Origin of the sequence: Pandoraea fibrosis (assembly GCF_000807775.2) — a bacterium.
GTDB classification, from domain to species: domain Bacteria; phylum Pseudomonadota; class Gammaproteobacteria; order Burkholderiales; family Burkholderiaceae; genus Pandoraea; species Pandoraea fibrosis.
Genome location: NZ_CP047385.1, coordinates 3,798,602 through 3,822,611 on the forward strand (window position 1 = coordinate 3,798,602; position 24,010 = coordinate 3,822,611).

The 24,010-nt window shown below is 63.9% G+C and carries 18 protein-coding genes; 10 read left to right on the top strand and 8 right to left on the bottom strand.

Annotation, left to right across the window (positions count from 1 at the left end; all coding sequences use genetic code 11):
- Positions 1-15 precede the first annotated feature (15 nt).
- Both smc and PI93_RS16655 read right to left on the bottom strand, forming a co-directional pair.
- Positions 16-3,531, bottom strand: coding sequence for a chromosome segregation protein SMC (gene smc, locus PI93_RS16650; RefSeq protein ID WP_039374311.1), 3,516 nt, complete (start codon positions 3,529-3,531; stop codon positions 16-18).
- Between the two features lie 122 nt (positions 3,532-3,653).
- The gene (locus tag PI93_RS16655) at positions 3,654-4,640 is read right to left on the bottom strand and encodes a DMT family transporter (RefSeq protein ID WP_052240984.1); all 987 of its coding nucleotides are present in this window, start codon (positions 4,638-4,640) and stop codon (positions 3,654-3,656) included.
- 346 nt (positions 4,641-4,986) lie between these two features.
- On the opposite strand from PI93_RS16655, the gene dapC reads away from it, so the two are divergent.
- From dapC to PI93_RS16690, 7 genes are all read left to right on the top strand, one after another.
- Positions 4,987-6,189, top strand: a complete 1,203-nt coding sequence (gene dapC / locus PI93_RS16660) for a succinyldiaminopimelate transaminase (protein ID WP_039374309.1) — start codon at positions 4,987-4,989, stop codon at positions 6,187-6,189.
- A 24-nt stretch (positions 6,190-6,213) separates the two neighbouring features.
- The gene (gene dapD, locus PI93_RS16665; RefSeq protein WP_039374306.1) at positions 6,214-7,041 is read left to right on the top strand and encodes a 2,3,4,5-tetrahydropyridine-2,6-dicarboxylate N-succinyltransferase; all 828 of its coding nucleotides are present in this window, start codon (positions 6,214-6,216) and stop codon (positions 7,039-7,041) included.
- A gap of 90 nt (positions 7,042-7,131) precedes the next feature.
- Positions 7,132-7,479 carry an ArsC family reductase gene (locus tag PI93_RS16670; protein WP_039374305.1) on the top strand — a complete coding sequence of 116 codons (348 nt, stop codon included), beginning with the start codon at positions 7,132-7,134 and terminating at the stop codon, positions 7,477-7,479.
- 4 nt (positions 7,480-7,483) lie between these two features.
- Positions 7,484-8,635, top strand: a complete 1,152-nt coding sequence (dapE, locus tag PI93_RS16675; RefSeq protein ID WP_039374304.1) for a succinyl-diaminopimelate desuccinylase — start codon at positions 7,484-7,486, stop codon at positions 8,633-8,635.
- Positions 8,636-8,648: 13 nt separating this feature from the next.
- Positions 8,649-9,545: a 50S ribosomal protein L3 N(5)-glutamine methyltransferase gene (prmB, locus tag PI93_RS16680; protein WP_039374302.1), complete on the top strand. Its 897-nt coding sequence runs from the start codon at positions 8,649-8,651 to the stop codon at positions 9,543-9,545.
- Positions 9,546-9,695: 150 nt separating this feature from the next.
- Positions 9,696-11,123, top strand: a complete 1,428-nt coding sequence (gene cls, locus PI93_RS16685) for a cardiolipin synthase (protein ID WP_039374300.1) — start codon at positions 9,696-9,698, stop codon at positions 11,121-11,123.
- A 173-nt stretch (positions 11,124-11,296) separates the two neighbouring features.
- Positions 11,297-13,237 (top strand): ATP-binding cassette domain-containing protein, encoded by a 1,941-nt coding sequence (locus PI93_RS16690; RefSeq protein WP_039374298.1) that lies wholly within the window; start codon positions 11,297-11,299, stop codon positions 13,235-13,237.
- Between the two features lie 126 nt (positions 13,238-13,363).
- Here the strand turns inward: PI93_RS16690 and radA are convergent, their stop codons facing one another.
- On the bottom strand, positions 13,364-14,737 hold the full coding sequence (gene radA, locus PI93_RS16695) for a DNA repair protein RadA (protein ID WP_010803845.1): 1,374 nt from the start codon (positions 14,735-14,737) through the stop codon (positions 13,364-13,366).
- A 23-nt stretch (positions 14,738-14,760) separates the two neighbouring features.
- Positions 14,761-15,831 carry an alanine racemase gene (gene alr, locus PI93_RS16700; protein WP_039374458.1) on the bottom strand — a complete coding sequence of 357 codons (1,071 nt, stop codon included), beginning with the start codon at positions 15,829-15,831 and terminating at the stop codon, positions 14,761-14,763.
- A 338-nt stretch (positions 15,832-16,169) separates the two neighbouring features.
- On the opposite strand from alr, the gene lplT reads away from it, so the two are divergent.
- A complete protein-coding gene (gene lplT, locus PI93_RS16705) occupies positions 16,170-17,462 on the top strand; it encodes a lysophospholipid transporter LplT (RefSeq protein WP_039374295.1) in 1,293 nt (430 codons plus the stop codon).
- A 1-nt stretch (position 17,463) separates the two neighbouring features.
- On the top strand, positions 17,464-18,288 hold the full coding sequence (gene thiD / locus PI93_RS16710) for a bifunctional hydroxymethylpyrimidine kinase/phosphomethylpyrimidine kinase (protein ID WP_039374294.1): 825 nt from the start codon (positions 17,464-17,466) through the stop codon (positions 18,286-18,288).
- Positions 18,289-18,317: 29 nt separating this feature from the next.
- Here the strand turns inward: thiD and PI93_RS16715 are convergent, their stop codons facing one another.
- From PI93_RS16715 to tsaB, 4 genes are read right to left on the bottom strand one after another with little or no spacing between them, the layout of a single operon-like run.
- The gene (locus PI93_RS16715; RefSeq protein ID WP_052240983.1) at positions 18,318-19,478 is read right to left on the bottom strand and encodes a DUF1853 family protein; all 1,161 of its coding nucleotides are present in this window, start codon (positions 19,476-19,478) and stop codon (positions 18,318-18,320) included.
- The gene (locus PI93_RS16720) at positions 19,439-20,470 is read right to left on the bottom strand and encodes a uracil-DNA glycosylase (RefSeq protein WP_052240982.1); all 1,032 of its coding nucleotides are present in this window, start codon (positions 20,468-20,470) and stop codon (positions 19,439-19,441) included. Before PI93_RS16720 ends, PI93_RS16715 begins: the two co-directional genes overlap by 40 nt.
- Positions 20,471-20,507: 37 nt before the next feature.
- Complete coding sequence (gene rimI / locus PI93_RS16725; RefSeq protein ID WP_039374291.1) at positions 20,508-20,987, bottom strand: ribosomal protein S18-alanine N-acetyltransferase; 480 nt, start codon at positions 20,985-20,987, stop codon at positions 20,508-20,510.
- Entirely contained in the window at positions 20,987-21,748 is a 762-nt protein-coding gene (gene tsaB, locus PI93_RS16730) for a tRNA (adenosine(37)-N6)-threonylcarbamoyltransferase complex dimerization subunit type 1 TsaB (protein WP_039374290.1), read from the bottom strand. Before tsaB ends, rimI begins: the two co-directional genes overlap by 1 nt.
- Before the next feature lie 449 nt (positions 21,749-22,197).
- Here tsaB and PI93_RS16735 point away from each other — a divergent pair, with 449 nt between their 5' ends.
- The gene (locus PI93_RS16735; protein ID WP_080759426.1) at positions 22,198-23,973 is read left to right on the top strand and encodes a DEAD/DEAH box helicase; all 1,776 of its coding nucleotides are present in this window, start codon (positions 22,198-22,200) and stop codon (positions 23,971-23,973) included.
- Positions 23,974-24,010 lie beyond the last annotated feature (37 nt).

The following is a 24,010-nucleotide window of genomic DNA, read 5'->3' on the forward strand; positions in this document are numbered from 1 at the left end:
ATCGTAGGCGCGGGGTCAGGCGATCTCGGCCAGATTGATCGCAGACTCCATGTCCACTGCCACGATCCGCGACACCCCTTGTTCCTGCATGGTGACGCCGATGAGCTGATTGGCCATTTCCATCGCGATTTTGTTATGCGAAATAAATACGAATTGGGTACGGTCCGACATGCGCGCCACCATCTTGGCGTAGCGCTCGGTGTTGGCATCGTCCAGCGGTGCGTCCACCTCATCGAGCAAGCAGAACGGCGCCGGGTTGAGCTGGAACATCCCGAACACCAGCGCAATCGCCGTCAGGGCCTTCTCACCCCCAGACAGCAAATGGATCGTAGAGTTCTTCTTGCCCGGCGGTTGCGCCATCACCTGAACGCCTGCGTCGAGAATTTCGTCGCCCGTCATGATGAGCTTGGCTTGCCCGCCGCCGAACAGCATCGGGAACAGTTCGCCGAAATGTTTGTTCACTTCGTCGAACGTGCCTTGCAACAGCACACGTGTTTCTTCGTCGATCTTGCGAATGGCGCCTTCGAGCGTTTCGATGGCGTCATTCAGGTCGGCCGATTGTGCGTCGAGGAATACCTTGCGGTCACGCGCCGTTTCCAATTCTTCGAGCGCGGCCATGTTGACCGGGCCCAGCGCGTTGATGGCGTTGTTGATTCGGGTGACTTCGCCTTGCAGGTACGACGGCTTGAGATCCGGCGTCAGCTTGGTGGCGAGCGCCTCCTCATCGACCTCGGCCGTTGTGAGTTGCTCGACGAACTGCTCGCGGTTCAGGCGGGCGGCCTGTTCCTTCAACTGCAATTCCGTAATGCGATCGCGCAACGGTTGCAAGCCGCGCTCGGCGGCCAGGCGCTCTTCGTCGCTCTGACGCAGCTTTTGCGTCAGCGCATCGAGTTCGATACGGGCCGCGCCAAGAATCTCTTCCTTCTCGGCGCGCAATTCAAGCGCATCCTGCAGGCCGTTCTCGACGGTCTGCTCGGTAATCTGCGCGAGTTCGGCCTGTGCCTGCTCGATCGACACCACAAGACGTTCGGCCTGTTCGAGCGCCGTCTGAATATTGCGGCGATGCTCGTCGATCTTGCTCGAAATTCCCTTCTGACCGTAAGACGCCTCTTGCGCCAGGCGCTCCAGCTCACGCGCACGGTTGCGGGCGTCCGAGAGTTGGCTGTCGAGCGATTCGAACTCGAGCTGACCGTCTTCGAACGTTGCCTGCAATTCGGCCAGACGCGAATCGCTTTGCTCGAAATTCGCTTCCGATTCGGCGCGCAACGCCATTTGTTCTTCGATCTGCGCGGCGATCTCGTTCAGCTCTTCGTCGATCTGCGTGCTGCGAGCGTTGTAGCGCTCATAGGCTTGCGTGAGCTTGAGCACCTCCATCTGCAACGCATGCACACGCTGCGTGGCACGCTCCGCACGGCCGCGCACGTCGGTGAGCGACTGCGCCGCCTGGCTGTAGGCCGCCTCGGCACGCACGGCGGCTGACTTGGCTTCGTCCGACAGCAAAGCCTGCGCACGCAGTTGCTTGCCCAGATTCTCGATTTCCTGCTGGCGGGCGAGCAAACCGGCCTGCTCGGAGTCGGCAGCGTATAGCTGCACGCCCACGCGTGTGACCTGATGGCCCGCCTTGACGACAATCGACGTCCCTTCAGGCAGTTGTGCGCGAACGACCATGGCTTGCGTCAGATCGTCTGCGACAAAGACTTGGCCGAGCCATTCCTGCAACACCGCGCGCAGGCCCGGATCGTCGATTCGGAGCAACGAGAGCAGCGGGCGCAGAGAGGCCGGCGTTTCGATCGGGCGGGCGGCCGGCGGCGGCGAATAGAACGCCAGCTTGGCCGGCGGCGCATCGCTCGCAAAGGCTTTCACCCAGTCGAGATTGCTGATCTCCAGTGCCGCGAGTCGCTCGCGCAGCACCGATTCGAGCGCGTTTTCCCAGCCCGGCTCGATATGGAGTTTCTTCCAGAGACGCGGCAATTGCGCCAGCTCGTGCTTATCGAGCCACGGCTGCACCTTGCCTTCCGTCTGAACACTTTCCTGCAGTTGCTTGAGCGCCGTGAGACGCGCCTCGAGCTGTGCGATGGTCGCCGCCTCGGACTGCACCCGCGCCTGTGCCTCGGCACGCTCGGCTTCCAGTCGGGGCAGACGCTCCTGCGCGTCGGCGAGTTCGGCTTGTGCGTCTTCGAGCATCGCCTGATGCTCGGCAAGCTCGGCGCGCTGCGTTTCGAGTTCGACCTCATCAGGCTTGTCGAGCCCGCGCGCCTCCCCCTGCAAACGCTCCTGTCGTTGCTGCAACTGCTGCAAGGCCTGATCGGCATTGCGCTGGTGCGCCGCTTCGAGCTTCAGACTCTGCTCGACCTGTGCGATCTCGCTGCGCTGCTCGTTGAGCAGATTCTGCGCATCGCGCCAGCCGGCTTCGAGCGCAGGCAGTGCGTCGTTCTGCTCGGCAGCCTGATCTTGCGCAGTCGCTGCGCGCTCCTCGGCGATGATGAGTTCTTCTTCGGCGAGCGCGAGTTCTTCTTCCGATTGCGCCGAACGGGCCTGCCACTGCTCGCGCTGCGAGGTCAGTGCCGCCAGTTGCGCCTGCACACGGTTGCGCGACTCGACCACATAGCGAATCTCGGCTTCCAGTCGGCTGACTTCCGAATTCGCCTCGTACATGGCGCTCTGCGCGGCCTGCACGGCGTCGGTGGCCGTGTAGTGCGCGGCGCGCAGCGTTTCGAGATCGGACTCCGAACCACGCAGACGTGCCATCTGCGCTTCGAGATCGACCTGCGCCGATTCGATCGCACGTTGCTGGCGTTCTTGTTCGTTCTGCGCTTCGTTCTTGCGCAGCAACCACAGCAACTGCTGCTTTTCCTCGCCGTCGCGCTGCAAGTCCTTGAACCGGTTGGCCACGACGGCCTGCGATTCGAGCTTCTCGAGGTTGGTACCGAGTTCACGCAGAATGTCTTCAACGCGCGTGAGGTTTTCCCGCGTGTCCTGCAGACGGTTTTCGGTCTCGCGACGGCGCTCCTTGTACTTGGAGACGCCTGCCGCTTCTTCGAGGAACACGCGCAACTCTTCCGGCTTGGCCTCGATGATGCGCGAGATCATCCCCTGCCCAATGATGGCGTAGGCGCGCGGCCCGAGGCCGGTACCGAGAAAGATGTCCTGGATATCGCGGCGGCGGGCCGGCAGATTGTTGATGTAGTAGCTGGAGGTGCCATCGCGCGTGAGCACGCGCTTGACGGCGATTTCGGCGTACTGGCTCCACTGCCCGGCGGCGCGCCCGGCGCTGTTGTCGAACACGAGTTCGACGCTGGCGCGGCTCGCCTGTTTGCGGGCTGTCGACCCATTGAAAATCACGTCCTGCATCGATTCGCCACGCAGCTCGGAAGCGCGCGACTCGCCGAGCACCCAGCGCACGGCGTCGATGATGTTGGATTTGCCGCACCCGTTCGGGCCGACAATCCCGACCAGTTGGCCGGGTACCGCGAAGTTCGTCGGATCGACGAAAGACTTGAAGCCAGCGAGTTTGATGGAGGTCAGACGCACGGCAGGTTCGCTTTATCGGTCATTGAATGATGGGAAAGACGCAGACGCGCTAGCTGGTCCTGTCGGGCCTCGCGCACGCTGGCGTGCGCAGGCCGCTTACATCGATATAACATCGGTACGCATCATACCATCGCATCCCCCGCCGTCGCGGATTTACAACGACGTGAATCCGGCAAAATTCCGGACAGGACACCGGCCGCCACGATGCATAGCCCGCCGGCGACTTCCCGCACGCCCAACCCCTCGCTGGCAAGCCACCAGGACGAAATGGCCGCCACCACGATCTCGAACAGCATGATGAGCGCGGCCTGATTGGCCGGCACCCGCGCCAGACCGAACTGCACGATGACGTTGGTGAGCGCGATGGTGCCGCCCAGCGCCAGCACGACCGCCACCGTGGCGGTGCTCGAGGTCAGGGCCGAAACCGTGGCGCGGCCGGCTTCAGCCCCGCCATCGAACGGCAGCACCAGCAACCCGCCGACCAGGCAACCGAGATAGAGCGTCCAACTGCGCATTTCGGCCCGCACATCGGGCAACGACTGGCTGACGCGCCGCAGCAACACGTTATTCAGCGCAAACGCCGCCCCGGCAATCGCTCCAGCCCATTCGCCGGGGTTGTTCGGCACGGGCCAGCCCAGCTCGGGCGACCACAGCATCAGCCCCGCCCCGCCCAACGCCAGCGCGATCAGACCGGCGCCCCGCATGCCCACGCGCTCACCGAGGAACCCGTGGGCGAACAGCGCCGTCCACACGGGGGTCAGATAGAAAAGCAGCAGCACACGCATCACGTGGCCGTGCGTCGTGCCCCAGACAAACGCCACGTTGGTCGTGCCGCCGGCAAACGCCACCCCCACCAGCAGCCACGACCAGCGCAGCGTACCGAGCGAGCGGCGATAGACCAGGGAAAGGAGCACCAACGCGACGCTCGCGGTGCAAATCTGTGCAGGCACCGCCGCGACGCCCCACTGGGCCAGCACGCGGTAAGGGAACCAGGCCAGCCCCCAGACGGAAGATCCGATAAGAATGGCCAAGGCGGGCGCCGCCCGGGAGCGCAGCGAAGCGCCGGAGGTCGACGCCGGGCCGTGCGCGCCGTTGCCGGCTACGGTCATACTGTTAACTCCTGAAAAACCTGAGATACTCCGCAGACTTGCCTCATTGGCGCCTCGGAATGTGCTGAATTACGCTGTGGTCGCGCTTTGTGAGCGCCGTGACGGTATAATTTTCGCTTTGCCGATCTTGCCATTCTTGAGCGCGTCCGGGAACCCCTTCACGTGATGTACCGGATAAGTGCGGCTCCATAAGTGGCCTGCCTTGCGCAGGTCCGGCACCGAAAAGCGCGTCACAGCGCGTCGGCGCCCGGGAGATCTGGCCCAGCCGCCTCGCGCGGCCCGAATTGCCTCGAACGTTGCCCCGAGTGGCACCGCGACCCCTAGCCCTGAGTCTGTTTGAATTCTCGTGAACCCATTACTCGACAAGCTCCAGCCCTACCCCTTCGAACGCCTGAAGTCGCTGGTGGCGGACATTACGCCCGCCAGCGCGTTCAAGGCCATCAGCTTCGGCATCGGTGAGCCCAAGCACCCGACGCCGCAATTCATCAAGGAAGCCTTGATCGAAGGACTGGGCGGCCTCTCGAACTACCCCGCCACTGCTGGCGGCGAGCCGCTGCGTGTGGCCATCGCCGGGTGGCTGGAGCGCCGCTACGCGCTGCCCAACGTGAACCCGGCCACCGAAGTGCTGCCGGTCACGGGCTCGCGCGAGGCGCTTTTCTCGTTCGCACAGGCGGTCGTCGACGCCAGCAAGCCCGGTGCACGCGTGCTGTGCCCGAACCCGTTCTATCAGATTTATGAAGGCGCGACGCTGCTCGCTGGCGCCACGCCCTATTACGTCGATAGCGATCCGGCGCGCAATTTCGCCCCGAATTACGACAGCGTGCCCGCCGATGTCTGGCGCAACGTCCAGCTCGTCTATCTTTGCTCGCCCGGCAATCCGACCGGCGCCGTGCTCGGCCTTGCCGACTGGAAGCGCCTGTTCGAACTCTCGGACGAGTACGGTTTCGTGATCGCCTCCGACGAGTGCTACTCCGAGATCTATTTCGACGAAGAGAGCGCGCCGCTGGGCGGCCTCGCCGCAGCTCACCAATTGGGTCGCGGCTTCGAGCGTCTGGTGGTGTTCTCCAGCCTGTCGAAGCGCTCGAACGTACCGGGCATGCGCTCGGGCTTTGTGGCGGGCGACGCTGCCATCCTGAAGAAATTCCTGCTGTATCGCACCTATCACGGCTGCGCGATGAGCCCGGCCGTGCAAGCGGCGAGCGTCGCCGCGTGGAACGACGAAGCTCACGTGCGTCTGAACCGCAGCAAGTACCTGAAGAAGTTCCAGACCGTCACACCGATGCTCGCCGAAGTGCTCGACGTGCGCCTGCCCGACGCGGGCTTCTACCTGTGGGCCAGAGTCGACACGAAAACCGGCCTGTCCGACACGGAATTCACGCGCCAATTGCTGGCGCAATACAATGTGGCCGTACTGCCCGGATCGTACCTGGGCCGCGCGGCGCACGGCACCAACCCGGGCGAGCACTATGTGCGCATCGCCCTCGTGGCCGATGTGGACGAATGCACCGAAGGCGCCCAGCGCATCGTGCAGTTCTGCCAATCCCTTTAATCCTTACTGCAACTGATTCTCGCCATGTCGCAACAACTGCAAACCATCATCGACCAAGCCTGGGAAAACCGTGCCGAGATTTCGGCCAAGTCGGCACCTGCCGATGTGCGTGAGGCTGTCGCCCACGTCATCGCCGAGCTCGACAAGGGCGCCCTGCGCGTGGCCCAGAAGCAAGACGGCCAGTGGATCGTGAACCAGTGGATCAAGAAGGCCGTGCTGCTGTCGTTCCGCCTCGAAGACAATGCTGTGATGCCTGCCGGTGGCTTCAGCCAGTTCTACGACAAGGTGCCGAGCAAGTTCGCCAACTACACGGCCGAAGACTTCGCACGTGGCGGCTTCCGCGTGGTGCCGCCGGCCGTGGCGCGCCGTGGCTCGTTCATTGGCAAGAACGTCGTGCTGATGCCGTCGTACACCAACATCGGCGCCTACGTCGATGAAGGCACCATGGTCGACACGTGGGCCACGGTCGGTTCGTGCGCCCAGATCGGCAAGAACGTCCACCTCTCGGGCGGCGTCGGTATCGGTGGCGTGCTCGAGCCGCTGCAAGCCAACCCGGTCATCATCGAAGACAACTGCTTCATCGGCGCCCGCTCGGAAGTCGTGGAAGGCGTGATCGTCGAAGAAAACTCGGTGATCTCGATGGGTGTGTATCTGGGTCAGTCGACCAAGATCTACGACCGTGAAACAGGTGAAGTGCACTACGGCCGCGTGCCGGCCGGCTCGGTCGTCGTGCCGGGCAACCTGCCGTCCAAGGATGGCAAGTACAGCCTGTACTGCGCCGTGATCGTGAAGAAGGTCGACGCGCAAACGCGCGCCAAGACAGCGATCAACGACCTGCTGCGCGGCGAATAAGTTCACGTGGCACCTGCGAGGCGCGGCCGCAGTCCCGACTGCGATGTTGGCGCCTCGTTTTTTGTATCTGCGATCTCAGGAGTTCTGGCAATGACGGCAGTGCTGTACGGCATTCCCAACTGCGATACCGTGAAGAAGGCACGCACCTGGCTCGACGAGCACGGCGTGGCTTACGACTTCCACGACTTCAAAAAGGCGGGCGTGAACGACGCACTGCTGAGCACCTGGCTCGCCCAGGTGCCGCTCACCACGTTGCTCAACCGCAAGGGCACTACGTGGCGCAAGCTCTCGCCGGAGCAACAGGCTGCGGCCGCCGACGAGTCGGTAGCGCGCACCCTGATGATCGAAAATCCGTCGCTCATCAAGCGCCCTGTGCTGGTGGCGAACGGCAAGGTTTCCGTGGGCTTCACGCCCGATAGTTACGCCTCACGACTCTGATTTCATGACTTCCTCCCAAGGCGCCACGCTGGCGCTTACCGAGCAACTGATCGCCCGTCACTCGGTGACGCCCGAAGACCGCGATTGCCAGGCCATTCTCGCGCGCCGCCTCGAAGCGATCGGCTTCGCGTGCGAGACCATCGCGTCGAACGGCGTGACCAACCTGTGGGCGGTCAAGCGCGGCACGCGCGGCACCGACGGCAAGCTGCTCGTCTTCGCAGGCCATACGGACGTGGTACCGACGGGCCCGCTCGACCAATGGCATTCCGATCCGTTTGCGCCAACGCATCGCGACGGCATGCTCTACGGTCGCGGTGCCGCCGACATGAAGACGTCGCTCGCGGCATTTGTGGTTGCCTCGGAGGAATTCGTCGCCCAGCATCCGGATCACACCGGCGCCATCGGCTTTCTGCTCACGAGCGACGAAGAAGGTCCGGCCACCGACGGCACGATCAAGGTCGTCGAAGCACTGACGGCGCGGGGCGAGCGTCTGGACTACTGTGTGGTCGGCGAGCCGACATCGAGCCAGCAGTTGGGCGACATGGTCAAGAACGGCCGCCGTGGATCGATGTCGGGCAAGCTCGTCATCAAGGGCGTGCAGGGTCACATCGCCTACCCGCATCTCGCAAAGAACCCGACACATTTGTTCGCCCCGGCACTGGCCGAGCTGACGCAAACGGTCTGGGACAACGGCAACGAGTATTTCCCGCCCACCACGTGGCAGATCTCGAACATTCACGCAGGCACCGGCGCGACCAACGTCATTCCGGGCGAACTGACCGTGATGTTCAACTTCCGCTTCTCGACGGCCAGCACGTCGGACGGCCTCCAGCAGCGCGTGCACGAACTGCTCGACCGCCATGGCCTGACGTATACGCTGGATTGGTCAATCAGCGGTCAGCCCTTCCTGACGCCACGCGGCGATCTGTCGGAGGCGCTCTCGAGTGCCATCCACGAGGAAACGGGGCTGCAAACCGAACTCTCGACGACAGGTGGCACGTCGGATGGCCGCTTCATCGCGCGCGTCTGCCCGCAGGTCATCGAGTTCGGTCCGTGCAACGCCAGCATTCACAAGATCGACGAGCACATTGCTGTGGCCGATATCGAGCCGCTCAAGAACATCTACCGTGGCGTGTTGAAGCGTCTGGTGGCTTAAGCGAGGTATCCCCATGACAACTCAGGCGACCCACCCCTTCCAGACGTTGCGCGATCTGCTGCGCTATGCCGTGTCGCGCTTCACCGAAGCCGAGTTGGCTTTCGGGCATGGCACAGCGACGGCCTACGACGAGGCCGCGTACCTGCTGCTCCATACGTTGCATCTGCCCATCGATACGCTGGATCCTTTCCTCGACGCTCGCTTGCTGCCCGAGGAAATCGAGCGTGTGCTGTCGGTCATCAACCGCCGCGCGGGCGAACGTGTACCGGCGTCGTACATCACGAATGAAGCCTGGATGCACGGCCATCGGTTCTACGTGGACGAGCGCGTCATCGTGCCGCGTTCGTTTGTCGGCGAGCTGCTCGAAGACGCCTTGCAACCGTGGGTCGATCACGCCGAGAACATCACCGACGTGCTCGAGTTGTGCACGGGCTCCGGCTGCCTGGCAATCCTCGCCGCCGAGACCTTCCCGGCGGCGCAGATCGATGCTGTCGACATCTCCCCGGACGCACTGGCCGTGGCGAAGATCAACGTGGCCGACTATGGCCTCGAAGATCGCATCGCACTGCATCTGGGCGATCTGTACGCGCCGCTGCCGCAAGGCAAGCGCTACGACGTCATTCTCACCAATCCGCCGTATGTCAACGAAGGCTCGATGCAGGTGTTGCCGCCCGAGTATCTTCACGAGCCACGTCTGGCGTTGGCCGGAGGTGACGACGGCATGGATGTGGTTCGCCGCATCATCGCCGGTGCCCGCGAGCATCTGACCGAGAGCGGCGTACTGATCGTGGAGATCGGCAACGAGCGGCACTTCGTCGAAGCTGCGTTCCCCGATCTGCCGATGACGTGGCTGGCGACAAGCGCCGGCGACGACATGGTCTTTCTGGTGCAGGCCGCCGATCTGCCTTAACACGGTAATGCGGTAATGCGGTGACGTGGTCATGCGGCACCCCCTCGGGGCTCGCACTTTGCCGCGAGCTCTCGCCTAAGTTCACGCACCCCGGTTACACTCGGGTTCCCGGGTCCGCGCGACTCACGGCATGGAGGAAGGTAGTCCGTCATGGCGCTTAATTGGCTCGACGTCGGCTTTGCCGTCGCCTGTCTGCATGTGATGGGAGTCATCGCAGCGATCCATGCCGTACTCACGGTACGGACATCGCAAGGCGCGGTGGCATGGGCAGTGTCGCTTGTGACGATGCCCTACCTCACCCTCGTCCCCTATCTGTTCCTCGGCCGCTCGAAGTTCATCGGCTATGTCGAGGCGCGTCGCGCACGCAATGAGGCGCTGCAATCGCGTATCGGCGAGACGCAGTGGGCCGGGGAGCCGCCCGTCGCCATGGACGCGCACCCGGAATACGCGGCGCTCACTGCCATGACGGGCATGTCGTTCGTGGCGGGCAATCGGGTACGCCTGCTGGTGAACGGCCGGGCCACGTTCGACGCTATCTTTGCCGCCATCGATCGCGCACGCGACTACGTCATCGTTCAGTTCTTCATCGTCAAGGACGATGCCCTCGGACGCGCCCTGTCCACCCGCCTGCTCGCGCGCGCCGCAACGGGCGTCAAGGTCTACTTCCTCTACGACCGCATCGGCAGCCACGATCTGCCGCGCAGCTACTGCGAAAAGCTGCGCCAGGGGGGCGTGATGGTGCACGAGTTCGCGGCGGCCAAACGCGGCATTTTCGTCAACCGCTTTCAGCTCAACTTCCGCAATCACCGCAAGATCGTGGTGATCGACGGCAACGAAGCGTTCATCGGCGGACACAATGTCGGCGTCGAATATCTCGGCGAGAAACCGCCGCTGGCCCCCTGGCGCGATACGCATATCTCCGTGCGAGGCCCGGCCGTGGTCGGCATTCAGCGGGCGTTCGCCGAGGACTGGCACTGGAGCACGGGGGCAGTCCCGGAACTGAACCGTCTACCGGCCGCGTCCGGCGAGGATATGCACTGCCAGGTGGTGCCCAGCGGCCCGGCCGACCGGCTGGAAACGTCGTCCCTCTTCTTTGTCACCGCCATCAATGCGGCTCAGAAACGGGTGTGGCTCACCACACCCTATTTCGTGCCCGACGAAGCCGTGTTCTCCGCGTTGCGGCTGGCGGTACTGCGTGGCGTGGACGTGCGTATCCTGATCCCCGATCGCGCCGATCACTACGTGGTGTTCGAAGCCACCACCTCGTATGCGTTCGAGGCGGCACGTAGCGGCATCAACGTCTATCGCTACCATCACGGCTTCATTCACCAGAAGGTCGTGCTCATCGACGACAGCGCCGCCGCCGTGGGCAGCGCCAATCTCGACAATCGATCGTTCCGGCTGAATTTCGAAATCATGCTGCTCACCGTCGACCGGGCATTTGCCGATGACGTCGCCTACATGCTCGCGCACGACTTCGAACAGGCCTCCCTGCTGAATAAGGACGAGTTTCGGACAATTCCGAGATGGCGACAGATTGTCATGCGTTTGGCACGACTTTTTGCCCCAATTCTGTAGACGCGGCAAGGCGCACATCGCTTTCGCGCGTTCGGACCGGTAAAATGCCGGTTTTGCCGTCCCCTGCGCCATCGATTCGATGCACGGTTCGTGCGGTCCCCATTGGGATCGGCGACACCGGCTCGCCGCGCAGACTCGGGACGAACTGACCCGCTTTCCCCTCGGCCTTTTTCGTGATCCGATTCGAACACCTCACCCTCGCACGCGGCACCAAGCCGCTCTTCGAGGACACCTCCGTAACGCTCAATCCGGGCGAGCGCGTCGGCCTCGTCGGCGCCAACGGCGCGGGTAAGTCCACGCTCTTCGCCCTGCTACGCGGGCAGTTGCACGCCGATGGCGGCGATGTCTTCGTGCCCAGTAGCTGGCGCGTCGCTCATGTGATGCAGGAAACGCCTGCGGTCGAGCGCACCGCGCTTGACTACGTGCTCGACGGCGACACGCGGCTTCGGGAAATCGAGGCGACGATTGCCGCTGCCGAAGCGGCCCATGACGGTCACGCCCAAGCCGAAGCGCACGCCGCTTTCGCCGATGCCGACGGCTACACCGCGCCGGCGCGTGGCGAAGCCCTGCTGCTCGGTCTTGGCTTCACGCTCCCACAAACGCAAATGCCGGTCGCCAGCTTCTCGGGCGGCTGGCGCATGCGTCTGAATCTGGCGCAGGCACTCATGTGCCCGTCCGACCTGTTGTTGCTCGACGAACCGACGAACCACCTGGATCTCGACGCCATCGTCTGGCTTGAAGACTGGCTCAAGCGCTACCCGGGTACGTTGATCGTGATTTCGCATGACCGCGAATTTCTCGACGAGGTCTGCAACGTCACGCTGCATATCGACAATCAGCAGATCAAGCGGTACGGCGGCAACTACAGTCAGTTCGAGATCCTGCGCGCTCAGCAACTCGTGCTGCAGCAAAGCGCGTTCGACAAGCAGCAGAAGACGATTGCCCATCTGGAATCGTTCATTACGCGCTTCAAGGCCAAGGCGACGAAAGCCCGTCAGGCACAGAGCCGCATGAAGGCGCTCGAGAAGATGGAGCGCATTGCCCCCGCGCATATCGCGTCGCCGTTCACGTTTGAATTCCGGCCGTCCGACAGCGCGCCGAACCCGATGCTCGTCCTCGACGCCGTGCGTTGCGGGTATCCGCTCGAGAACGGCACCGAGAAGGTCATCCTCCCGCACGTCACGATGTCGGTGCAGAACGAGCAACGCATCGGCCTGCTCGGCGCCAACGGACAGGGCAAGTCGACGCTGATCAAAACGCTCGCGGGCACGCTGGCGGCGCTGGCGGGCGAGGTCAAGACCGGCAAGGGCTTGCAGATCGGCTACTTTGCTCAGCATCAGGTCGAAACCCTGCGGCATGACGATTCGCCATTGCAGCATCTGCAACGCCTCGCTCCCGACACACGCGAACAGGAGCTGCGCGACTTTCTCGGTGGCTTCAATTTCCGTGGCGACATGGCGACGTCATCGATCGCGCCGTTCTCCGGTGGCGAGAAGGCGCGCCTGGCGCTGGCGCTCATCATCTGGCGCAAGCCGAATCTGTTGCTGCTCGACGAACCGACCAACCACCTGGACCTCGAGACGCGCCATGCCCTCACGATGGCCCTCGCCCAGTTCGACGGCACGTTGATTCTCGTCTCGCACGACCGGCATTTGTTGCGCGCAACGACGGACCAGTTTCTGCTGGTGGCCGGCGGCGAAGTGCAGCCGTTCGACGGCGATCTCGATGACTACCGCGACTGGCTGCTGCAACACGCGGCCGACCAACGTGCGGCGGCACGAGACGCCAGCAACGGCAATGGTGAAGGTGCCGACAGTGGCGATGGCGTCAATCGCAAGGATCAGAAGCGTGCCGAGGCGCAGGAGCGTCAGCGCCTGTCGCAACTGCGCAAACCGCTGCAACGAAAGATCGAGAAGCTGGAGCAGTCGATGGCAAAGCTCTCGGACGAAAAGGCACGGCTCGACGCCATCCTCGCAGACAGCAGCACTTATGAAGAGGCGAAGAAGGTACTTCTGACCGATAGCCTCAAGCAACAGGCCGAGGTTACGGCGAAGCTGTCGGACGTGGAAGCCGAGTGGCTCGAAGCGCAAGAGGCGCTGGAGCAAATCGCCTGACGCGCCGGCGGCTGCGGCTTCGCCAAACGGCGCATGCCGCCCCGCTCCGCCCAAAGAAAAGCCCGGTCAAGCTGAGAACTGACCGGGCTTTTTTCATACTGGCCACCGCAGGCGGAAGACGCGCGCTTACAACCCTGCGACCACCGAAATTGCATGCTCCAACCGATCGACGGCGTGGACTTCCAGTCCGTCGATGGGTTGCTTTGGCGCGTTCGCCTTCGGAATGATCGCGATGGAAAAGCCGAGCTTGGCGGCCTCCTTGAGACGATCCTGCCCCCGGGGGCTCGGGCGAATTTCTCCGGCCAGTCCCACTTCGCCGAACGCGACAATGCCGCGTGGCAGCGCCTTGTTGCGCAGCGACGAGTGAATCGCCAGCAACACCGCCAGATCCGCCGCCGGTTCCGTGATCTTCACACCGCCAACGGCATTCAGGAACACGTCCTGATCGAAACACGCGATGCCGGCATGGCGATGCATCACCGCCAGCAACATCGCCAGCCGGTTCTGCTCCAACCCCACCGCCAGACGCCGCGGATTGGGCACCTGTGCCGTATCGACCAGTGCCTGCACCTCAACGAGCAGCGGTCGCGTTCCCTCCTGAGTCACGAGCACGCAGGAGCCGGGCACACTCTGTTCATGCTGCGAGAGGAACAGCGCGGACGGATTCGCCACACCGCGCAACCCCTTCTCCGTCATCGCAAACACGCCCAACTCGTTGACGGCACCGAAGCGATTCTTGAACGCCCGGACCAACCGGTATGACGAGTGCGTATCCCCTTCGAAATACAACACCGTGTCGACAATGTGCTCGAGCACGCGCGGCCCGGCAAGGCTGCCTTCCTTCGTGACGTGGCCGACCATGATGACGGTCACCCCACTTTGCTTCGCGGTACGGGTAAGTTGCGCCGCACATTCACGCACCTGCGCCACGGAACCGGGCGCGGAGCTGAGCGCTTCGGAATAGACCGTCTGAATCGAATCGATCACCACGACATCGGGCTTTTCCGACTCGATGGCGCCGAGAATCTTCTCCAACTGGATTTCCGCGAGCAGATCCAGTTCGCCCCCGCCCTCGCCCGCCGCGCCAAGGCCCAGGCGTTGCGCGCGCAAAGCAATCTGAGCCCCCGACTCTTCGCCGCTGACATACAGCGCACGACGCTCACGCGCGAGATGGGCAAGCGACTGAAGCAGCAGCGTCGACTTGCCGATGCCGGGATCGCCGCCGATCAGCACCACGCCGCCCGCCACCAGACCGCCCCCCAGCACGCGGTCGAATTCGCTCACGCCGCTGGAAAAGCGCGGCACGTCGGCCGCTTCGATATGCGCCAGCTTGAGCACCGGCGTGCTCTTGGCGAGCGATTGATAGCGATGACCGGTCGTCGTCTCCGCCACCGATTCGACCAGCGTGTTCCAACCGTTGCAGTTGGGGCACTGCCCCGCCCACTTGGGGGTTTGCCCGCCGCATTCGGTACAGATGTAGACAGTCTTGGCTTTGGCCATGCGTGGAATTCCGGTGGTGACGCTTAGTTCGCGTGCACGGGCACACGCCGCGCCACGGCGCACATCAATTCGTAGCCCAACGTGCCGGCCGAAGCAGCCACCTCGTCAATGCTCACCCCACGGCCCCACAGCGTGACGGACGACCCCACGCGTGCCTGCGGCACCGGCGTGAGATCGACAGACAGCATGTCCATCGACACGCGGCCAATCGTGCGCGTGCGCACGCCGTCGACGAGCACCGGCGTGCCGGTGGGGGCAACGCGCGGATAACCGTCAGCATAGCCACACGCCACCGTCCCCACGCGCATCGGGGCGTCGGCGGTAAAGATGCTGCCGTAGCCGACCGTGCCGCCCGCCGGGACGTCCTGAATGCCGATCAATTCGGATTCAAGCGTCATCGTCGGTTGCAGATCGAATGTCGACGCCGGGACGTCGAGTCCCTTAGGCGACGAGCCGTAGAGCATGATGCCCGGACGGACCCACGCGCCATGTGTCTCGGGAAAGCACAGCGTGGCGGCGGAGTTCGCAAGGCTGCGCTCTCCCGGCACGTCGCAGGCGCCGCGCTCGAACGCTTCCATCTGATACTGGATCCCGCGCGGGCCGTCCGCATCGGAAAAGTGAGTCATCAATACGATCTGACTCACGCCAGGAATCGCGCGGGCGCGCTCCCACGCCGCGCGGTAGCGCTCGGGGGAGAAGCCAAGGCGATTCATACCGGAATTCATCTTGAGCTGAATGTTGAGCGGTTTTTTCAGACGCGTCGTCTCCAGCATGCGCAACTGTTCGTCGCTGTGGACGGTGGTCGTCAAACCGTACTCGTCGATAATCGCCAGATCCTCCGGCTTGAAAAAACCTTCGAGCAACAGGATGGGACCGGCCCAGCCGAGTTCGCGCAAACGCACAGCTTCGTCGAGATCGAGCAGGCCGAAGCCGTCGGTGTCGCGCAAACCGGGAAACGCGTTATCGATGCCGTGCCCGTAGGCATTGGCCTTGACCACCGCCCACACCTTCGCATTGGGCGCGCTGCGGCGAGCGACATCGAGATTGTGGGCAAGGGCTGCGGTATGAATCGAGACTTTGATTGGACGAGGCATGGGCAGAAACAGAATCGGAGGAGAAGCTCGCCGGGACAGGCCGGCGGCATAACGCATCGGCATATTTTCGTGTTATAAAGCCGTGCGCACAACTTGTTTTGCCGAAATCTTTTTCCCGATAACAATATCGGTCTCAGACCGAGGGCGAACGGGCGCCCGACACGGGGGCATCAAGACCGAATATACGGTCGATTAGCGACATTTGAGCGTTTGATGAGCGCAGATACCCCTGTGTTTAAGCCCGGTTTCTTCCCGTGTGGGAGCCCCCTGCGGGCACCGCGGATTCCGACAACCGAGACACGCAAGTTTTACGCCGCACGGGATCGACTCAAGTACCGATGAAGAAAGGCTTTTATACCATCATGGCCGCGCAGTTTTTTTCGTCGCTGGCCGACAATGCATTGCTCATCGCCGCAATCGCACTCCTGAAAGATCTGCATTCCCCCCAGTGGATGACACCGCTGCTTAAACTCTTCTTCGTTCTCTCGTACGTCATTCTTGCCGCTTACGTGGGCGCCTTCGCCGACTCGATGCCCAAGGGCAAGGTCATGTTCATCAGCAACTCGATCAAGGTCGCAGGCTGCTTGATGATGCTGTTCGGCTCGCACCCTCTCATAGCGTATGGCGTAGTGGGCTTCGGCGCGGCGGCCTACTCGCCCGCGAAGTACGGCATTCTCACGGAACTGCTCCCCGCCGAGCGATTGGTCGCGGCCAATGGCTGGATCGAAGGCCTCACCGTCAGTTCGATCATTCTTGGCACCGTTCTGGGCGGCGCACTCATCAGTCCGCACATATCGGAATGGGTACTCCAGCGCACCCCTGAAGTGATCAGCTCGCCGGCGATGGCCGCGATGGTCGTCATCATGGGCATTTATGTGATCGCCGCACTGTTCAATCTGCGCATTCCCGATACCGGCGCGCGGTATGCGCGTCAGGAACGCAATCCGATCAAACTCGTGTCCGACTTCGCCGACTGCTTCGTCACGCTGTGGCGCGACAAGCTGGGTCAGATCTCGCTCGCGGTCACCACGCTCTTCTGGGGCGCAGGCGCGACCTTGCAGTTCATCGTGCTGCGCTGGGCCGAAAAGGCGCTCGGCATGACGCTGTCGGAAGGCGCGATTCTGCAGGCCGTATCGGCCGTGGGCGTTGCGATCGGCGCCATCGTGGCTGCCTCGCGGATTCCGCTCAAACGTTCGCTCTCGGTGCTGCCGGTGGGCATTGCCATGGGTATCGCCGTCATGGCGATGGCCTTCTTCTCGAAGGACCTGTTGCCCTACGGCACGCAATGGAAAGTGCCGCTGTATCTGATCATCGCGTACATTTTCCTGATCATCGTCGGCGCGCTCGCGGGCTTCTTCGTGGTGCCGATGAACGCACTGCTCCAGCATCGCGGCCACGTGCTGCTCTCCGCCGGCCACTCCATCGCCGTGCAGAACTTCAACGAAAACCTGTCCGTGCTCATCATGCTGTGCCTCTACGCACTGCTGATCTGGTTCAATGTGCCGGTCGGGCTCGTCATTATTCTGTTTGGTGTATTTGTGTCGGGCACGATGTGGCTCGTCATGAAGCGTCACCAGGCCAATCAGCGCGAATTCGATTCGGTCTCGCTCATTGGCGAAGTCAAGCATTGATATGAATTTGCGTCAGTCGTCTGTTCCTATTGCCCTCACCATCGCCGGTTCCGATTCCAGCGGTGGTGCAGGTATCCAGGCCGACCTCAAAGCGTTTTCCGCGCTGGGTGCCTACGGCGCGAGCGTGATTACCGCGCTCACCGCGCAGAACACGCAAGGGGTGAGCGGCATCCACACGCCGCCAGCGAGCTTTGTCACCGCGCAAATGGACGCCGTGTTTCAGGACCTTGACGTCGACGCCGTCAAGCTCGGCATGCTGGCCAACGCCGAGGTCGTGCGCGCCGTCGCTGCCGGATTGCGGCGATACCAACCCCGCTTCGTCGTGCTCGATACCGTCATGATTTCGAAGAGCGGCCACGCGCTATTGCAGCCGGATGCGGTGGCCGCCTTGCGCGACGAGTTACTGCCGCTGGCTGACCTGATTACCCCGAACCTGCCGGAAGCCGCTGCCCTCCTTGGGGTGGAAGCCGCCACCGACGAGGGCGAAATGGAACGGCAAGCGCAGGCGCTGCGCGCGCTGGGAGCTCGCCATGTGCTGGTCAAGGGAGGCCATTTGGCCGGCGACCTGAGTCCGGACTGGCTGGTGAGCGCCACCGGCGTCGAGCGCTTCAACGCTCCGCGCATTGCCGCCCACAACACGCATGGCACTGGCTGCACACTCTCGGCCGCATTGGCCGCGCTGCGCCCGCGTCGCGACAACTGGTCCGACACGGTGCGCGACGCCAAGGCGTATCTCAACGGGGCTCTCGCTGCCAGCGACGAACTCCATATCGGACACGGCATCGGACCCGTGCACCACTTCCATGCGGTCTGGCCCAAGGGGTGAGGCGCAGGTTGGCCGACTGACGCGTCGAATCAGATCGATGGCGCGCCATCGTCGATACTGCGCGCCAAGGCACGACGGGCCGCCGCGTCGGCCCGCTCGCTCAACTCCTCGATACGATGGCGAGCCCGCGGCGCCCAGAAGTCCGGCACGATAAATCCGCGCCCGCACTCGAACCAATCCCCCTTACCGGCGCGGCGCGTCAACGAGACCACCAGCAAAGGCTCGGCAACACCGCGCTCACGCCAGTGCGTCTCGATACGTGCATGCATCCCGGCAAGCGATAGCGCGCTCGCCTCCTCCACACGGGCGGGTGCAAGCCAACGCGCCCTCGGCAGCATGGCCCAGCGCCGCGCGCCCGATGCCGCGGCGTCGTGAGGCGCCGACTGCGCGTGCGCCCACCACTCGTCTAGCGTCGCCCACCAGCCCCGGCCATGCGATTCGGATGCCACCTGCGGCAACTGCCCGGACTGCGCGAGCGGATGGAACAACCAGCCCTTGAGATAGACCTGCGGCAACCACGGTCCGGCAGCGGGCAATGCGCTTCGCGCCGCTTCGAGCGTCGTCAGTCGCAATTGATGCCCTAACAAGCGCGCCACTTTGTCGGCCAGACTGTCCGCCAGATTCGGTCCGAGCCAGTGGAACTGAATGGCACGTTCGTCCAACATCGATGCAGGCGACGCCGGCGGGACGAACAAATACAGCTTCACCGCCAGTTCCCAATGCAACCATTGTTGGTCTGCGCGACGCCTCAGCAGGAAGTCGCACTCGCCGAGCGTCATATTGCCCCGCCGGGGATCGCGCACTTGCAGACCCGCCGCGAGCAGATCGAACCGGGGACTATGCAGCAGCGCGAAATGCAGCAACTGCTCCGCGTAACGCCCCAGCCGGTTGGTTTCGCCGCGCGAGAGAAATTCGCGCAATGGTTCGGGATTGGCGTCGCAGGCCAGCAGCCAGTCGTGCAGAAGCCGCGAATGGAAGACCGGGTCCGCGCCCCCGGATATCGGGATGGGGCTGCCGGGAGCCGCATCGGCGGCCGCCTGCACGCTATCGAAATGCGCGAGTGCCGCCGGAAAGCGGGCAGCACTAAGGAGGTCGGCGGACAGCAATAGCCACGCGAGGTCGCGCACCGGCGCCTCGCGCAGCGTTTCGATCAGTTCGCCGTAGGCTTGTTGGCCGGAGTCGATTCGCACACTGCCTCGTAGGTGGCCCGCGCCAGGCACCAATCCGTCCAGGCTTTGGCCTTGTCGGGCAGACTGCGTAACAGATAGGCCGGATGGTACGTCACGATCACCGGCACACCTTCATACTCATGCACACGTCCGCGCAGGCTGGCAATGCTCGCTTGCGTGCGCAGGATACTTTGCGCCGCGAAGCGCCCCATCACCACGATCACCCGCGGCTTGAGCAACGCGACCTGCCGCTTCAGATACGGTTCGCAACTCGCGACTTCGCCTGCCTCCGGGTCGCGGTTGTTCGGTGGGCGGCACTTGAGCACGTTTGCGATATAGACGTTCTCGCCTCGCTGCAACGCCGAGGCTCGCAGCATATTGTCGAGCAACTTGCCCGCCTGACCGACGAACGGCTCACCCTGCAAGTCCTCTTGCTGTCCCGGCGCTTCGCCCACGAGCAGCCAGTCGGCCTCGCGATCGCCGACACCGAAAACCGTCTGCGTGCGCTTCTCGCACAGGCCGCACAAGCGGCAATTGGCGACGCGCTCGGCCAGCGCCTCCCAGTCCAGCGTCTCGACACCCGGCAGTGCCGGACGCGTCGGCGCCTCGGCTTCGCCGGCATCTCGCACAATCGACCACAACGCAGCGTCCGCAGCGGCATCGCCGTCACCGTTGCCATCGCTGTCGAGCCACATCGGAATGTCGTCGGGCGGCAGATCCGGCCCACGACGATTGCCACCAGCGCCCGGCGCGGCGTCGCGACGCACGGATGCGGCGGGTGCGGCGGGCATGCCGGACGTAACAGCCTCGAGCGGCGCGGCGGACACATCGCTCACATCTGCAACGCGTGTCGCTGGACGCACTGCCGCCGGGACGGCCGACGGCGTCACATCCCACGGCGGTAAATCGTCGGCCTGACTGCCGCCGCGCACGGTGGCCGGCGCATCGAGCGTTGCCACATCGCTGTCTTGCGCAGCCACCGCTGTGGCCTTTGCCACGGCATCGTGCGACATCCACACCGGCCACAGCCCGAACTCCTCCAGAATTGCTTTAGGCCACGGCACGATCGGTCTCCCAGGAAAGGCGCATCACAATGGCGTCTTCGCGACGCCCGCCCGCCGGGTAATATCCCTTGCGTCGGCCGATCTGCTCGAAACCGAAACGCTCATAGATGCGCAACGCCCGCATGTTCGACGGCCGCACCTCCAGGAGCACGCCGCCCATCCCGTGCGAGCGCGACACGCGCACCACTTCTTCCAGCAACTTCACGCCCAGGCCGTTGCCCTGCATTTCCGGCACCACGCAAACGTTGAGCAAATGCGACTCGTCGACCACCGGCATCATCAGGAAATAGCCCAGCAACGAGCCGTCAATTGCGCGCAGGCAAACGCCTTGATGTCCGGCGTCCAGCGAATCGGCAAAATTCTGACGCGTCCACGGGAACGGGTACGCGCGCACCTCGACCGCGACCACCTCGTCGAGATCGGCCAGCGTCATCGGTGAAAAATGGTTCGGGCCGGTCTGGCGCATCAGGACGCCTCCTTGCCACCGCTCTGCGCAGCCGCCTGCTTGATGGCTTCGCGCTCGGCCGTCGTCTGCGCCACCTTGTTGCGGATGTAGACCGGCATAGCCTGATCGGCAGGAATCGCTTCACCCCGCAGGAAGGCGCGTGCCGCCAGCGCGGCGACGTAGCGGGCACGCGGCATGGCATCGGTCAGGACGGCTTGCGCCTGCACACTGGCCTGCAACCGGTCGCCAAACGCCAGCACGGCATTCCCGGCAACGACGAATGCGGCGTCGGGGGCACGCACCTGTTCGGCAGCGTCAAGCGACGGTGGCTGGACTTCGCGCCAGTCGCCTGCTGTGGCATCCCAGGCGTAATCGGCCCAGTAGGCCTCGTTCATGCGCGCATCCAGCGCGACAAGCACCCGTTGCGTATCGACACGCAACGCGCGCGCGGCTTCGGCACAGGCGAGCAGCGTACCGACGGGCACCACGGGCAGTTTGGCGCCAAAAGCGAGCCCCTGCGCGACGCCGCAGGCCGTGCGCAGCCCGGTAAACGAGCCGGGGCCCGCGCCAAAGGCGATCGCATTGCACTCGGCGAGCGCCACATCGGCGTCGCGCAGCACCTCGCGCACGGCGGGAAGAATATGGGTACTGGAAACGGGACCGGTATCGAGATGGCGCTCGAGCACAAGGGCCGGCGCCCCACTGGCGGGGTCATGGCGATACAAGGCGACCGAACAGAACTCGGTCGAGGTATCGAGAGCGAGAAGCGTAATCGAAGACATGGCGCTATTGTAATCGGGCGCGCGACGAGCGACCTAGTGGGATCGACGGCAACCCGCGTCAAAGCTGACGCCACCTGCCGCGCGACGCCTCCGGAATATGTGCCCGGGAGACCCCCCACGCCCCCGTGAAAATCCGAACGTGCACTTTTCTCAAAATAGCGGTATAATCCGCGCTTCGCTTCGCGGGGTTCTATGAAATACCCCGTCAGGCGACGAAAAACCGCGTTTTGCCCCAATCCTGTGATAAGCCGCTGTAGTTCTTGCCGGTACTGGCGTTCCTGATGGAACGACCCGCCGCCGTCCCTGGCTTACGATACGGATTTCGATCCGCTTTCTGCCCCATCCGCGATTTGCTTCCTGCTTGCGACGAATTGGGTTTGCCGATTGGCGCCAACGCCCCGACATAACCTTATCAATCCGCAAGAGGATTCATGGAACAGCATTCCAAAATGTCTGCGCTCGCGCAGACGTACTTCCCCACGTCTGAAGAAAACACCGACGCTATTGTTGTCGACGCCGCGCCGGCGCCCAGCACCGACGGTCAGCCCACGTTCGCCGAACTCGGCCTGAACCCTGCCATTCTGACGGCCCTCACCACCGCTGGCTACACCAGCCCGACGCCGGTCCAGCAGCGCGCGATTCCCGCAGCGCTTGCCGGGCGCGATCTGCTCGTATCGAGCCCGACGGGTTCGGGCAAGACGGCCGCCTTCATGCTGCCGGCCATCCATCGCTTCGCAGAAATGCAAGCGAGTGGCGAACTGGGTAGCCGTGCACCGGCCGCCCATCCGCGCAATCAGCCGGCCGCCCCGGGCGAAAAGCCCCGCAAGGGCCAGCGCGTGCGCCGTGTGGCCGCTCAACCGCTGCTGCTCGTGCTCACGCCGACGCGCGAACTGGCACAACAGGTCTCGACCGCTGCCGATACGTATGGCAAGCAACTGCGCCGCCTGCGCACCGTCAGCATTCTGGGCGGCATGCCCTACCCGCGTCAGCTCGAAATGCTGGCCAAGCAGCCCGAAATCATCGTGGCAACGCCGGGCCGTCTGCTCGATCACATCTCGAGCGGCAAGATCGACCTGTCGCAACTGATGATGCTGGTGCTCGACGAAGCCGACCGCATGCTCGACATGGGCTTCATCGACGACATCCAGACGATCGTCGACGCCACGCCCGAGTCGCGTCAAACGCTGCTGTTCTCGGCAACGATCGACGGCCGCATGGGTGAAATCACGCGTCGTCTGCTGCGCGATCCGGAAACCATCGAGATCACGCGTGGCAGCGAACAACGCACCAACGCAAACATCGAGCAAACGCTCCACTATGTGGACGACCGCGCCCACAAGGATCGCCTGCTCACGCACCTGCTCGGCAACGACGCACTCGATCAAGCCATCGTGTTCACGTCGACCAAGCGCGACGCCGACCTGATCGCCGACCAGCTCGAACAAGCCGGTTTCGACAGCGCTGCGCTGCACGGCGACATGCCCCAAGGTGTGCGTAACCGCACGCTGCGCGCACTGCGCGAGCGTCGTGTTCGCGTGCTCGTGGCCACCGACGTGGCGGCACGCGGTATCGACGTGCCGGGCATCACGCACGTATTCAACTACGATCTGCCGAAGTTCGCGGAAGACTACGTCCACCGCATTGGCCGCACCGGCCGTGCCGGTCGTCGTGGCGTGGCGGTGAGCCTCGCTGCCCACGGCGAAATCGGTGCCGTGCGCCGCATCGAACGTTACACGCGTGAGCCGCTGCCGGTAAACGTGGTCGCCGGTTTCGAACCGCGTCGCTCGCCGCCGAAGGGTGGCGCGGGCGGTGGCGGCAAGCGTCCGGGTCAGGGCCGTGGCGGTCCGCGTCACGGTCAAGGCAACGGTGGTGGCCGCTGGAGCAACAGCAACAGCGCCCCGCGTTACGGCAACAGCAGTGGTAACGGTGGCAGCGGCGGTGGCTATCAAGGTGGCCAACGCTTCGGCGGCGCCAAGCCGGCCGGTGCACCGTTCGAGCGTCGCGAAAGCAGCGGCTATCAAGGCGGCTACCAGCAGGGCGAAGGCGGCAACGGCGGCAATGGCTTCTCGAACGGCAGCGCAACCGATCGCTTCGAGCGTCGCTCGCCGCGTCCGGCCGACGGCAACCGTCAGGATCGTGGCGCCCGTAGCTTCGACGCCCCGCGTCAGGACCGTGGCTTCGGCAATCGCAACGGCGGCGGCTTCAACAAGCGTCGCAGCGGCTGAATCGCCTGATCTCGGCAGGACAGGTTATCGACCTGCC